Source organism: Pedobacter sp. UYP24, from assembly GCF_054057295.1.
This window is the reverse complement of the sequence record NZ_JBSRZD010000001.1, coordinates 681748-694352: the sequence shown is the minus strand read 5'-3', so window position 1 is coordinate 694352 and position 12605 is coordinate 681748. Positions and strand designations below refer to the sequence as shown.

Sequence of the window (12605 nt, the reverse complement as noted above, 5' to 3'; positions counted from 1 at the left end):
AAATATTTGGTGACAATAACTATTAAAGATACTTTGTATGATCTCAAATAGTTAAACGGAGTGTCAAAACTCTTCACTATTTACCAGTAAAAGACGCTTTAAATTAAAAATTCATTTTATGCTGTTTATTGAAAACCCACTAAATACCTATATCGCCTGGATCAAAGACCGTCCCGTAGACTGGGGTGATGCAATGGCCACAGATTTCTTTTATTCTTTGGAAAAAACTATAGAAACGAGGGCCCTTATTGAAGTTTCCAAAGAAGATTATGATGCTAAAGAAAAAGCGATTAAAGATTATCTAAATGCATGTGTTGACGGTGTTGAAGGCTTAATTGAACCGGACTTGACAACAGATAAATATTTCGAGGAGGATGATGATTATGTTTCTGGAGCATCGTTGGCTAAGCTGATTGATTATTTAAATAAATTTATTGAATTGGATGAACCTAGGTATATTAACATTGTTGCCTTAAACTTATTTAGTCAAACAGATTATCAGATCTATATTTACGATTTGAGATCAAAATTCATGGACTCAAATGATCGCTTAAGGGATAATTATGTAAAAAATTTACTAATCGGCGATCTGGATCGGGCAGCCTTAGAAGAAGACTATTTGGAACAAGGAGCAGATTTGAGCAGAATTTACGCGGAAGTAAAAATCTCGTGGGACAACTTTGTTATAGATGACTTCAATACTTCAATCATCTTCGCCTATAATATGTTTAGAATGATTGGCGGGTAGCAATTCCGGATTGCTATCCAGCAGGAATTAAACAAAGCCGTCCTGAATTCAATCAAGACGGCTTAAATTTTAAACTACTACTTCACCCAAATAGGCCGTTGTACTTACTGCAGTTCCGGTTTGGTCTACATACTGCATCCAGCAATGCACCGTATTGCCGGCAAAGCTATTGGGTAAGTTAAGATTCACCTCACCCACTTCCCGATTGGTAAAATCTTTAAAGGTTACAAACTTAGCCTTTTCAGGATTGTAGATAATAAAAAGAGAGTATAGGTTTGTAATTGCTATCCATTAAAGAAAAACATGATAAAAAATTAAGGACTAACAATTCAATTCTTGAACCTAACTTGGTTTACAAAATTTGTGAATATGACCCGATTCGCTGCCTTTGACGTTTTCGGAAACTCCGCTACCGTCGTCAAAAGCTTTGTTTTAGAACTGTCGATTCCCCAATATATCATATGGACAATGGGGTCATCTTCTAACTCGTACTCGACAAAGAAATATTTAATATTATTAACTGACTTAATGTCAGAAATAATATACTTTGATTTAGCAAGAAGCTTTGCGTCATAAAATTGGGACTTGCGAAGATCTTCCAAGTAATTTGGCGTATTATCAAAATTCGACACCTTAGTCTGTAAAACCATGTTGCCAATCTTCATTAATTTTATTTTTCGACTCGTCGCCCCTGAAATCACCGAATATTTACCAAGTGTTTTTAGCGAATTAGAATCATCCAATGAAATATCTACAGCTTGTACCGGAACAGAAAAACTTATTGCCTCGGTTGACACTACTTTTTGCGCTTCAACAGTTTGGCATATTAATAACACCAATAAACTGAATAATATATTTTTCATAACGTAATTTATGGTTAAGGATTACAAGGAGTATCGCCGATCGGCCCTGTAGATGGTTGGATATTATTAGAGGCGTTTAGTTTAACTCCTTCAAACTTTCTCATTGTGTTTGGATTAGTGATTGTTGATACCTTAGCGCTCGAATATAGTTAGTAAATGGATTCTTTCAAAGCCTCTTTTAATATGTCGCGCTCCATCTGTATATCATGCAACTCTTATCTTAGTCGTGCAAGCTCCTGCTCGGTTTCACTCCATATAAGTGTCCAATCAAAGGTAGCAACTCCACCCCCCACAACACCCTACTTACTTAATAACTCCTTCGGTACTTCTTCGATACAAAGACCGTACTTCTACACCAAAAGTAATTGTTTTGTGTAGAAATATGGTAGAAGTATGGTCTTTGTAAGGTTTTAGTGGAGAACCTGTCCCTTATTAACTAGCTTTGTGTATGCAGCGGGAACAAATCTCAGTATTCGATATTTTTAAGATCGGCATCGGGCCGTCCAGTTCACATACCTTGGGTCCATGGCGGGCGGCACAGCAATTTACTGCTTCTCTATTGGATAAGGATTTATTGAATGGGGTAGTGCAGGTTAAAATTTTGCTATATGGTTCACTGGCCAAGACCGGCAAGGGGCATGGAACGGATGTAGCCATATTACTCGGACTAACTGGCGCTGATCCGGTAACTTTTGATGTGAATGCGATAGACCCTACTATTGATGCCATCAAAAATGATAAGCTGCTTAACCTTTCCGGCAGCAAATCAATTCCTTTTAATTACGAGGAAGATCTCGCTTTCTTGTTTTTTGAAAGCTTGCCCTTCCACCCCAACGCGGTAACCTTCCAGGCTTTCCTGGAAACCGGTAAAGCCTTCTCTGAAACTTACTATTCTATTGGTGGAGGTTTTGTAGTAAAGGAGGGCGAAAGCGGCAACGAGAAAGAACAGGTAGACCTGCCCTTTCCTATTGAGAAAGCAGCTGATTTGTTACACTGGTGCCTGAGTACGGGTTTAAAGGTATCTGAAGTGGTATTGGAAAATGAACTGGCCTGGAGAACGGAAGCGGCAACAAAGACAGGTATTCTGCAGCATTTTGAAGTAATGAAAGACTGTACCTATCGTGGCTGCCATACCGCTGGCTTTTTGCCGGGTGGTCTAAATGTTGGCAGAAGGGCAGCTGCGCTGAATAAACGGTTAATTGGCGATAAACCCTATAGCGACTATGCAAGTTGGATAGCAGCCATCAGGGCTGGTGGTAATGGGTTCAATTATATTTTAGATTGGGTAAGTTGTTTCGCCCTTGCCGTAAATGAGGAGAATGCCTCTTTTGGACGGGTAGTTACTGCGCCCACTAATGGTGCGGCTGGTGTAATTCCGGCTGTATTGCAGTACTTCATTGCTTTTTGTGATGGTTTTACAGAGGATAAGGTCATCCAATTTATAGCTTGTGCTTCTGAAATAGGCAGTATCTTTAAAAAAGGGGCCACCATTTCTGCTGCTATGGGGGGCTGCCAGGCAGAGATTGGGGTTTCTTCTGCGATGGCCGCAGCGGCACTTACAGAGTGTATGGGTGGTTCGCAGCGACAAGTGTTAATGGCCGCAGAGATAGCCATGGAGCATCACCTGGGCTTAACTTGTGATCCAATTGGTGGCCTGGTACAAATCCCTTGTATTGAAAGGAATACCATGGGTGCGATTAAGGCCATTACTGCCAGTCAGCTGGCTTTGCAAAGTAATCCTGATAAAGCAAAGGTGAGCCTGGATGCAGTGGTACATACCATGTGGGAAACTGCCTTGGACATGAACTCCAAGTATAAGGAAACATCAGACGGGGGCTTGGCGACTAACATCCCCATCAGCTTGCCGGAGTGCTAGATCTTTTGTTGTGCTTTGATGGCAAGATATCGGTTTACTACGTTAACGGTTAGTTTTTCTGGCGCAGTAAGGATGCTGAGTATGCCATGTTTTGCCAACTCCATTACCATTAGCTTTTTCTCGTAAGCAAATTTCTCTGCAATGGTTTTAATGTAGATGCCTTCTACATCACTTGCCGCCTTTTCGCTAATGGCTTTCAGTTCGGTATTCTCGAAAAAAACGAGCAGCAGCAAATGGTGCTTCGCAATGCGTTTTAAATAGGGCAGCTGCCGGGTTAAGGCAGTCATGCTTTCAAAATTAGTGAAGAAGATAACCAGACTGCGCTGCTTCATCACACTCCGCACACCGCTGTAAAGTGCCTCCATATTGGTTTCCAGGTATCTGGTCTTTTCTTTATACAAGACCGACATGATTTTGCCCAGGTGTGCAGGCCTGCGATCGGCCGGCACGATACTCCCTACCTTTTCTGCTATGGTTATTAAACCGGCTTTATCTTCCTTCAGCAATGCGACATTAGACAACACCAGACTGGCGTTGATGGCATAATCTAAAAGGCTAAGCCCTTCAAATGGCATTTTCATCACGCGCGATTTGTCGATGATACAGTACACATGTTGCGCGCGCTCATCGGTATAGGAGTTTACCATCAACTCGCCTTTTCTGGCGGTAGCTTTCCAGTTTACGGTGCGGTAATCGTTACCCTGTACATAATTTTTTACCTGATCAAACTCCATGCTGTGGCCAATCCGCCTGATCTTTTTAATCCCCATTTCGGTTAACCGATTGGAGACTGCCATCAGCTCGTATTTCCTTAACTGCAGAAAGGAAGGATAAACAGCCACCATTTCTTCCTGACAGAAATCAAACCTGCGGGTTAAAATTTGTAGCGGGGATTGCACATAGAGCCTTACTTTGCCAAACAGGTATTCGCCGCGCTTGGTTGGCCTGAGCGTATAGCTGATATTTTTATGGGTAGCCTGCTTTAAAGAAACCTGGAACAGGAGATCGCGCTTTTGAAACTGGAAAGGAATTTCATCAATAATTCCTGCATGTATGGAGAAGGGATAGAAATTCTCTACATAAATATGTAACTCATTTTCATCGCCATTGCTCAGTCGCTCTGGCAAATCTCTTCGCAGGAAAACGTGACGCCTGCCCCTGTATAGCAGGATAAAGTCTACAACCGATAACCCAACCAGGATAAAAAATAAAAGGTATGGAAGGTCGCCCAGCCATGGCAGGAAAAAGGAAGTCAGGAAAAAACAGGCACAGATCGTCATGCCTGCAAAAAATCGTTTGCCTACAAACAGTTGTGTATAATATTTATGAAAGAGCCTTTTCAATGTTAACGCGGGATTTCTATTTTCTGAATGATCTGTGCAACGATATCTCTTGTGGTCAATCCTTCCATTTCTTTATCTGGTGTAAGCATAACGCGGTGCGCCAGTACTGGTGCAGCAACTTTAATAATGTCGTCTGGCGTTACAAAATCGCGACCAGCCATTGCGGCTATTGCTTTAGCACTGTTGATCATGGCCAGGGAAGCACGGGGTGAAGCACCCAGATAAAGCGACTTATTGTTGCGCGTTTCATGGGTAATCTTGGCTACGTATTCTATCAGTTTTGGCTCTACATGCAGCGCTTTAATAATGGCGCGGCAGGATTTGATTTGCGCAATACTCAACACAGGTTTTACCTCTTTTACTTCGGCACCCAGGTTTTGCTGGTGCTGATTAAGCAGTATGGTGGTTTCTTCTTCGAGGGTTGGGTATTTAACTTCCACCTTAAACAAAAAGCGATCTAGCTGTGCTTCGGGTAAGCGGTAAGTTCCCTCCTGCTCTATCGGGTTTTGCGTAGCCAACACCATAAAAGGTTCTTCCATGGCATAGGTATGTCCATCTACTGTTACCTGCTTTTCTTCCATCACTTCAAACAAAGCAGATTGCGTTTTTGCCGGGGCCCTGTTGATCTCATCAATCAGGATGATATGGCCAAATATTGGTCCTTTGCGGTATTCAAAAGTGGCAGATCTTGGGTCAAATACTGAGGTGCCCAATACGTCAGACGGCATCAGATCTGGTGTAAACTGGATTCTGGAAAAGGAAGCATCAATGCTTTTTGCAACCAGCTTTGCGCTGAGGGTTTTGGCTACTCCCGGCACGCCTTCCAGCAGGATATGGCCATCGGCCAGCAGGCCTGCAATAAGAAAATCTATTGTTTCTTGTTGACCTACAATTATTTTTCCAAGTGATGCTCTTATTTGCTCAACGGCATTGCTGAGTTCCGTAAGGTCGGTTCGCTGATTTGTTAGTTCCGGTTCCATAGTATTGTTATTGGACTTGTTTATAAAATTTTTCTATCAGTTTGTTTAAACTGATCAACTGATTGTCGTCTACTTTCACACCCCCGTTAATCTGATTAATGGTCGCTATCAGTGCTGCAATGGTTTCTTCATCGCCACCTGATTTATGGATCAAATTGTTTAAGAATTCAGTGTTGAGCTCATTGGTCTTTAACCGGTAATTGCTTCTGATAAATTCCAGCCAATAGCTGATCTTTTTCTTAGCAAGGTCATTATTGTCGCGCTGCTGATAATATACCTTGCCCATTACCTTTACAAAATCTACAGAAGAATTGAGCAAAGGTTCAATGACAGGGATGATGCGCTGGCGCCGCTTTATTTCAAACCCTACAAAAATGAGCAGACTAATTAAAGCAATTAGGTAAGCCCATTTAAGCGGCGGATGGTTGAAGAGTACCCGGAGTATGGAAGCATCATCAATGTTACCCCTGGTATTGCTTTCATCCCATATTAATAACTTGCTTTTGTTTAGATAGGAGAGGGTTTTTGCAGCATATTCAGCACCACGCAAGTTGATCAGGCTGTAATTGGCGAGCAATTGGGGGTTTGGCAGCAGGTATAAGTTCCCCTTACCAAAACTGTACCTCACGTAATTGGGATTGCCATATTGGTTTTTACCCAAAACAGTAACGTTCTTCGCTTCAGCAACATCAAAGTACTGGTCGCCAAGGCCTTTATCAAACACATAATTCCGATTTGCCTTTAGGACTGGATTGACAAAGTTGATGCCTGCACTGGCCGACTTGCCCATGTTAAACAGCGTAGTGGTCCTGATGTTCAGGGTATCATTCAGCATTTTCCCCAATTCAAAGGCAGCAATAAATACGTTGTTTCCACGCCTCAGGTAATGTTCCATCTCCTGATAATCGTATTTACTAAAATTCAGTGTTCCGGCAATGATCAGGTAATTGCTTTGTTCATAGTCGGTGCCCTTAAGCGTATTGTATACAGGTTGTCGAGACACCCTAATGGTACTATTTGGGAACAGGCTGCCTATTTCCTGATGAAGAATAAAGGTACCAAAAGGGATCTTATCCTCTTTAAGGTAACTGGGCGACCAATCCGTAGGCTTTGGTTTATAGTACTGTGCGACCACATAGGCGACCATAAAGATACCACTGATGACCAGATATAACTTTAGCCCCTTCATAATTTGCGGTTGAAGTTATTAAAGTCCGTACTTAACTCATTAAAACGTTCCTTTTCTAAAAAGAATTCTCCGTACCAGATGTACTCAAACTGGTTGGTTAGGATTGTAAAAACATGCTTCCTATCCGCATCTGTAATTTCCAGGATATAGGTCTGGTTGGTTTTTTCAGGCTGCCAGTCAATCTGATTGGTATCACTTAAATATTTTAGCGTGCGGAGGTAAAACATCCTGATGGCCAGCCTGTAATTGCCATTTGCACTAGCCTTTTCAATTTCCTGGTCGAAATTGATTTCATGAATGTTATCCAGCGTCTCGGTATAGGGAACGTCCACGCTTTTAGACTTGGAACTAAAGAATTTAAAATCAATACCAGATAATTTCAGTAAAAAGAAAACAACCACCGCAACAAATACAGCAATGATAAAATACCCAAAATAGTTGCCTGCTTTTGAACTGCTAAAGATCCTGTCGAAGAGATGCCAGAACCACTTCCAGAACCTGGACCACAGACTTTCATTTTCAGGAGCAACATTATCATACTTGAAATCCTTTTCTGCCCGATAGGCTTTGATCTTTTTAAGCTCAAACAGCCTTACTTGAATTGTCGAACTACTGTCTTCCGGTATTATTTTCTTTGGCTCTGCTTTTTTAAGCACAGTGCTTTTTGATGCAGATTGATCACCAGTTGCATAAGCAGAGCTGTTAAGACTACTGCAACATAAGAAAAATAACAAGAGAGAAAACCTTAGCATCCTAATACTCTTCCGGCGTGTTGAATTGATCTTTATCTTTTCCCATTTGTTGAATTCGCCCCAGCAATCCGCCACTCTCCAAACGTTCTACCAGGTTAAAATAGCAGAGCGAAACACCAATTAAAGGAAAAACAGTGAGTACTTGCGATATTTGTGATAGAATTGTAGAGAAGATAACCAATGTCGTGTTTACACTTTTAGCCCCTGGTGAAAAAGCACTTGCCATGCTAACAATGATAGAAGGAATTGCAGGAACCAGCATGGCCGCATAAGTAATGATGCACAATATAAATATGGCCGCAGCGGTAGCCCACCAATTTAAGTTTGCCAATTTGAACGCCCGCCTAAAAGAATAGCGAAAACTCCCGTTCTCAAAGATCATTACGGAATAAAAAATCGATAGCGCAGGAAAGACATACAGACCAGGAATAATACAGCAGGCAAAGGCTACGATCATGGCTAACATGATCAGAAATGAGCTGCCAAAAACCCGCATATAAAAGTATTTGAAGTAAGACCACACTTCCTCTACCGATGGGGGAAGATTTCCTTTTTCGATATATAAGGCCATATAGCATAAACCGGTAACCGTTATTGCCGTATAGGTGGCAAATAAGAATAACATGGCAAGGGCATAATTTATGGAAAACATCTTTTCATATGCTGCCATTGGTTTTGCACCATAGGTCATAGCAACATTTCCATTTAGCGCAAAGGCTATTGATGAGACGGTAGATGCCAGTATAAAAAACCCGCAAAGGTAAAGTAATACCTTTCCCATAGGTTTGAAATTCTGTTTAATGAACAGGAAAGAATCTCCTATGATTTCTCCAAATTCTCTTTGTTTTTTAAACTCTAATCTTTCTTGCATGGTTTATAGTTGTTTGCGTTTATTTAATTGATAAGGATAAAGGATGACGTACCAGATGATAAACAGCAGGGAGCCCCCTAAGATACTGCTGCTAAGCCATGCCGGCATTTCTGTATGCCTGGTTACAAAGCCTTCAAAAAAGGCGGCAACAATGATGATGGGTATTATTCCGGTAACGATCTTAGTGCCATCTTTTGCGCTGGACCGGAAAGCCTGCATACGGGTATACGTTTTTGGGAACAATAAGCCATGGCCTAGCACTAATCCGGCAGCACCTGCAATAATAATAGCAGAGATTTCCAGTGTACCATGGATCCAGATGACCAGTACAGACTCCAGCCCCAGGCCTTTACTAAAAAAATAATATTCAAAGGACCCCAGCATAACGCCGTTTCTTAGCATTGCCAACACAGGACCTATGGATAAAAAGATTCCGCTAACGAAGGTGTAGAACGTTACAAAGGTATTGTTTGCTGCAATCATAAAGAACATTTGAAATTCTCCCTGGTTCTTGTATACGCCAAATGGATCGCCTTTGGCAATGTTCTCATTGGTCATGTTTACGTAGGTATCACCCATAATAAGTCGCACAAACGTATCATCGTACTTGGCAGACAGCGCGCCTATTAAGGAAAAGAATACGAAGAATAAAAACGCATAAAGGAGTTGCCGGCGGTATTTATAGAACAACAAAGGGAGTTCAAATTTCCAGAACTTGACAAACCGCCCTGCATTTCCTTTCTTATTTTTATAAATGGATTGGTGCAACAGTGCGGCTACGCCATTAAGGTAGGCGGTAGTTTTTGATTTTGGATAAAAGGTTTTGGCGTAGGCAAGATCGTTGGTAATGTCTATAAACCGATTGGCCAGCTCATCAGGGCTATTACTATGGAGCTGCTCATAGGCTTTCCATTTCTCGGAATTTTGCTTCACAAAGAGCGCTTCTTTCATAAGGGTAACAGGGCGTTGAATTTTTTGTTAAAATAGTAAAAAACAAATTTACCTGTATCATAAAAATGATATTAGTTATTGATTATGTTTGAATGTATGGAGACAATACAAGTAGGCACCAGTCAGAATATAGCGATCGACTATCCAGTTGCAGGATTGGGAGAACGAATTGCAGCCCGTCTTATTGATTTGGCTATCTTTTTTGTAACCTATATCGTATTCTTAATTCTGGGTTTTGTAATCGCCTTATCCAAGATGGGCAATCTTGTTATGATACTGTTTGTCATTTATTTAATATGCTTCGTATGCTACAACCTGATCTTTGAGATCATTATGAACGGGCAAACCGTAGGGAAACGCATCATGAAAATTAGGGTAATTAGTTTAGATGGCGGACAAGCCAGCCTTGGTCAGCATTTTATCCGCTGGTTGTTCAGACTGGTTGATTTTACGTTTACCGCTCAGGTTGGTGGTATGATTTGCATCGCAGTTACAGAGAATAAGCAGCGTATTGGGGACCTGGTTGCCGGCACAACAGTGATAAAGACGGTACCTAGAACCAATTTAAGTCACATCGCCTTTACTCCGCTAAATGCAACGGAAGACTATACCCCTATATTTCCAAGTGTGCAACAACTGGCGGATAGTGATATTGAATTGATCCATGAAGTGATTATCACTTATTATAAAACCCGAAACTATGATGTTGTAGAGGCTATGGCTTTGAAAATGGCCGACTATATTGGCATTGTAAGACCCAGGGAAATGAGTGGTGTAGATTTTTTGCAAACTGTAATTAATGATTACAACTACATTACTTCTGCAACTATTTAAATACTTTAGTCACTTCAGCTGCTACAGCAATAGCCCAGCCATTGTACATTTTTGGCGAAGGATGTAAACCATCTGAAGCAACCAACGAAAGATCAGTAGCTGCATTTCTGGAAGCAGGAGTGATGTCTGTATAGCTGATCCCCAACGCCAGTGTTTCTTCTTTATTAATGGCATTGAAAGCATCGATTTCCATGGATATGGTTTGTTGATTTCTACCGCTTTGTTTGGCGAAAGATGTTACCCCCCAATCTGGTATAGATACCACAAAGACATGGGTCTTTTCGTTGCTGGTAAAGTTGAGTGCGGTTTGTAACAGCTCCTTAAATTCCTTACGGTAGGTAGCTTCAGACTCACCTCTGTATTGGTTATTTACACCAATGAGCAGTGTAACAAAGTTGAACTTTTGGATGACACCTGATGCTGTAATGGCAGCCTTCAAATCAGCGGTAGTCCACCCGGTGCGGGCAATTATTTTAGGCGGGTTAATGATCAATCCCTTACTTTGCAATTGGTTTACCAGCTGGCTAGGAAAGTTATCGGCAGCACTTACGGATTCGCCTATGGTATAAGAATCACCTAGCGCAAGGTAGTTGAGCTGTTTTCCTTTATTTGGATCTACAGGTGGGATTTTTACAGTGTCTATCGCCTTTTTTGGCGTATCAATAACTTTTTTTGGCGTGTCGATTGGTTTCTTTGTCGTATCGATAGGTTTAACAGGGCTGGGTTGTTCGGGGGTTTCCATAGCAGTTGAATTGCCTTTCTTGCAGGCCAATATCAGCATTAAACTTAAAAAAACAATACATGCCCTCATCTGTGGAAATATACGAGAACAAGAAGTGATTAGATGTTATTGGAGTTGCATACTGAACAAGGCGGCGATATGGCCTTTCAGTTTTTCTTTAACCTCTTCCATTTGTAGTGAATAGCCCAACTCTCTTTGCATAGAAGTTACATCCTTATCATCAATGCCACAAGGCACTATATTCTTAAAATAATCCAGGTTTGGATTGACGTTAAATGCAAAGCCATGCATGGTTACCCACCTGCTGCAACGCACACCCAGGGCGCAAATCTTTCGTGCTTTTTCATTATCGGCATCTATCCATACACCAGTATAGCCTGGGTATCTGCCCGCTGCAATTCCGTAATCTGCAAGGGTAAGGATTACTGCTTCCTCCAGTGTTCTCAAGTAAAGGTGTATGTCTGTAAAGAAGTTATCAAGATCTAATATTGGGTAACCAACCAGCTGCCCTGGTCCGTGATAAGTAATGTCGCCACCCCGGTTAATTTGGTAATAAGTAGCCTGCTGATCTGCCAGGCCTTGCTCATCCAGCAACAGGTTTTCAGGGTGACCACTTTTGCCTAAGGTATATACATGAGGGTGTTCACAAAAGATCAGGTGATTGGGTGTTTCAATTTGTGTACCGTTGGTCCTGTTTGCGATTTTAAGCGCTATGGCTTGCTCAAAAAGGTGCCCCTGCCTATCCCAGGCTTCCTGATAATCAACTAGTCCCCAGTCCGTAAATTTAACTTTCTTATTCATCCTGTGATCTTATCCAACTACGTACCCCAACATATACGCTTCTGCTGTTTTAATATAATTAACGGTAAGTTGTCGGGTTTCTTCCGGCAGTTCTACGATGGCATGAAGTGAACCCTTTTCTTCCAATTCAAATGGCTGAATGTGAATGTGCTGCTTAAACTCCAATCCTTTTTTACCATGCCATTTATAAATGGCCTCCTTTGCACACCAGCAAACATACAGACCGTTTATATTGTCGCCAATCTGCTTTTGCGCCAGTTCAACATCTGAAAGGAATTTGTGTTTAATGGCATTTATTTTGTTTTTGATCAGTTCAATATCAACCCCTACCTGATGTGTTTTGCCAACTATTACCGCAGCATAATCATAAGAATGGCTAAGTGAAATGTGATAGCCCAGATTTGGCAGGTAAGGTTTACCATGCTCGTCCATTTGACAATCTATATATTCTGAAGTATTCAGCATCGTTCTAAGCAATAGCCTGGTACTTAGCCATTGGAGCAAACGCTTCCCGTTGTTTAAAGATGCGATCAAATCAAGTTCGTGTTGTTTAAGCTGTAACCCTGAAATCAACTGTTCTTCAGTTTCTTCGATCTTCCATACCGCGAGTATGGTGTCTTCATCGATATTTTTATTAAAAACTACGGGCATCTCT

At 41.5% G+C, this 12605-nt stretch carries 14 protein-coding genes; 3 read left to right on the top strand and 11 right to left on the bottom strand.

All coding sequences use genetic code 11. The features are described 5' to 3' along the window. The first annotated feature begins 118 nt into the window (after positions 1-118). Positions 119-748: a hypothetical protein gene (locus ACVWYN_RS03165; protein ID WP_457287369.1), complete on the top strand. Its 630-nt coding sequence runs from the start codon at positions 119-121 to the stop codon at positions 746-748. A 69-nt stretch (positions 749-817) separates the two neighbouring features. On the opposite strand, the gene ACVWYN_RS03160 is transcribed toward ACVWYN_RS03165, so the two are convergent. Together ACVWYN_RS03160 and ACVWYN_RS03155 are read right to left on the bottom strand one after the other, a co-directional pair. Further along, on the bottom strand, positions 818-1003 hold the full coding sequence (locus ACVWYN_RS03160; protein WP_457287658.1) for a DUF6266 family protein: 186 nt from the start codon (positions 1001-1003) through the stop codon (positions 818-820). A 74-nt stretch (positions 1004-1077) separates the two neighbouring features. After that, positions 1078-1611 (bottom strand): hypothetical protein, encoded by a 534-nt coding sequence (locus tag ACVWYN_RS03155; RefSeq protein WP_457287368.1) that lies wholly within the window; start codon positions 1609-1611, stop codon positions 1078-1080. A 448-nt stretch (positions 1612-2059) separates the two neighbouring features. Between ACVWYN_RS03155 and ACVWYN_RS03150 the strand changes: the two genes are divergently transcribed. Continuing rightward, on the top strand, positions 2060-3487 hold the full coding sequence (locus ACVWYN_RS03150; protein WP_457287367.1) for an L-serine ammonia-lyase: 1428 nt from the start codon (positions 2060-2062) through the stop codon (positions 3485-3487). On the opposite strand, the gene ACVWYN_RS03145 is transcribed toward ACVWYN_RS03150, so the two are convergent. Genes ACVWYN_RS03145 through ACVWYN_RS03120 form a run of 6 tightly spaced genes read right to left on the bottom strand, consistent with a single transcriptional unit; the run spans position 3484 to position 9573 of the window. Next, the gene (locus tag ACVWYN_RS03145; protein ID WP_457287366.1) at positions 3484-4830 is read right to left on the bottom strand and encodes a DUF58 domain-containing protein; all 1347 of its coding nucleotides are present in this window, start codon (positions 4828-4830) and stop codon (positions 3484-3486) included. The two genes, ACVWYN_RS03150 and ACVWYN_RS03145, sit on opposite strands and share 4 nt — an antisense overlap. A gap of 2 nt (positions 4831-4832) precedes the next feature. After that, positions 4833-5810, bottom strand: a complete 978-nt coding sequence (locus tag ACVWYN_RS03140; RefSeq protein ID WP_457287365.1) for an AAA family ATPase — start codon at positions 5808-5810, stop codon at positions 4833-4835. Between the two features lie 7 nt (positions 5811-5817). Then, positions 5818-6999, bottom strand: a complete 1182-nt coding sequence (locus ACVWYN_RS03135) for a DUF4350 domain-containing protein (RefSeq protein ID WP_457287364.1) — start codon at positions 6997-6999, stop codon at positions 5818-5820. Then, positions 6996-7733, bottom strand: a complete 738-nt coding sequence (locus tag ACVWYN_RS03130) for a hypothetical protein (RefSeq protein WP_457287363.1) — start codon at positions 7731-7733, stop codon at positions 6996-6998. The genes ACVWYN_RS03135 and ACVWYN_RS03130 overlap by 4 nt, the downstream gene beginning before the upstream one ends. 19 nt (positions 7734-7752) lie before the next feature. Then, the gene (locus ACVWYN_RS03125; protein ID WP_457287362.1) at positions 7753-8622 is read right to left on the bottom strand and encodes a hypothetical protein; all 870 of its coding nucleotides are present in this window, start codon (positions 8620-8622) and stop codon (positions 7753-7755) included. Between the two features lie 3 nt (positions 8623-8625). Then, positions 8626-9573: a stage II sporulation protein M gene (locus tag ACVWYN_RS03120; RefSeq protein ID WP_457287361.1), complete on the bottom strand. Its 948-nt coding sequence runs from the start codon at positions 9571-9573 to the stop codon at positions 8626-8628. A gap of 96 nt (positions 9574-9669) precedes the next feature. On the opposite strand from ACVWYN_RS03120, the gene ACVWYN_RS03115 reads away from it, so the two are divergent. Then, the gene (locus tag ACVWYN_RS03115) at positions 9670-10407 is read left to right on the top strand and encodes an RDD family protein (RefSeq protein ID WP_457287360.1); all 738 of its coding nucleotides are present in this window, start codon (positions 9670-9672) and stop codon (positions 10405-10407) included. Here ACVWYN_RS03115 and ACVWYN_RS03110 read toward each other — a convergent pair. The 3 genes from ACVWYN_RS03110 to ACVWYN_RS03100 all read right to left on the bottom strand — a co-directional run bounded on the left by ACVWYN_RS03110 (position 10400) and on the right by ACVWYN_RS03100 (position 12601). Then, a complete protein-coding gene (locus ACVWYN_RS03110) occupies positions 10400-11149 on the bottom strand; it encodes a GDSL-type esterase/lipase family protein (RefSeq protein ID WP_457287359.1) in 750 nt (249 codons plus the stop codon). The two genes, ACVWYN_RS03115 and ACVWYN_RS03110, sit on opposite strands and share 8 nt — an antisense overlap. 105 nt (positions 11150-11254) lie before the next feature. After that, positions 11255-11950 (bottom strand): lipoyl(octanoyl) transferase LipB, encoded by a 696-nt coding sequence (lipB, locus tag ACVWYN_RS03105; RefSeq protein WP_457287358.1) that lies wholly within the window; start codon positions 11948-11950, stop codon positions 11255-11257. A gap of 9 nt (positions 11951-11959) precedes the next feature. Next, positions 11960-12601 carry a 4'-phosphopantetheinyl transferase family protein gene (locus tag ACVWYN_RS03100; RefSeq protein ID WP_457287357.1) on the bottom strand — a complete coding sequence of 214 codons (642 nt, stop codon included), beginning with the start codon at positions 12599-12601 and terminating at the stop codon, positions 11960-11962. Positions 12602-12605: the final 4 nt, after the last annotated feature.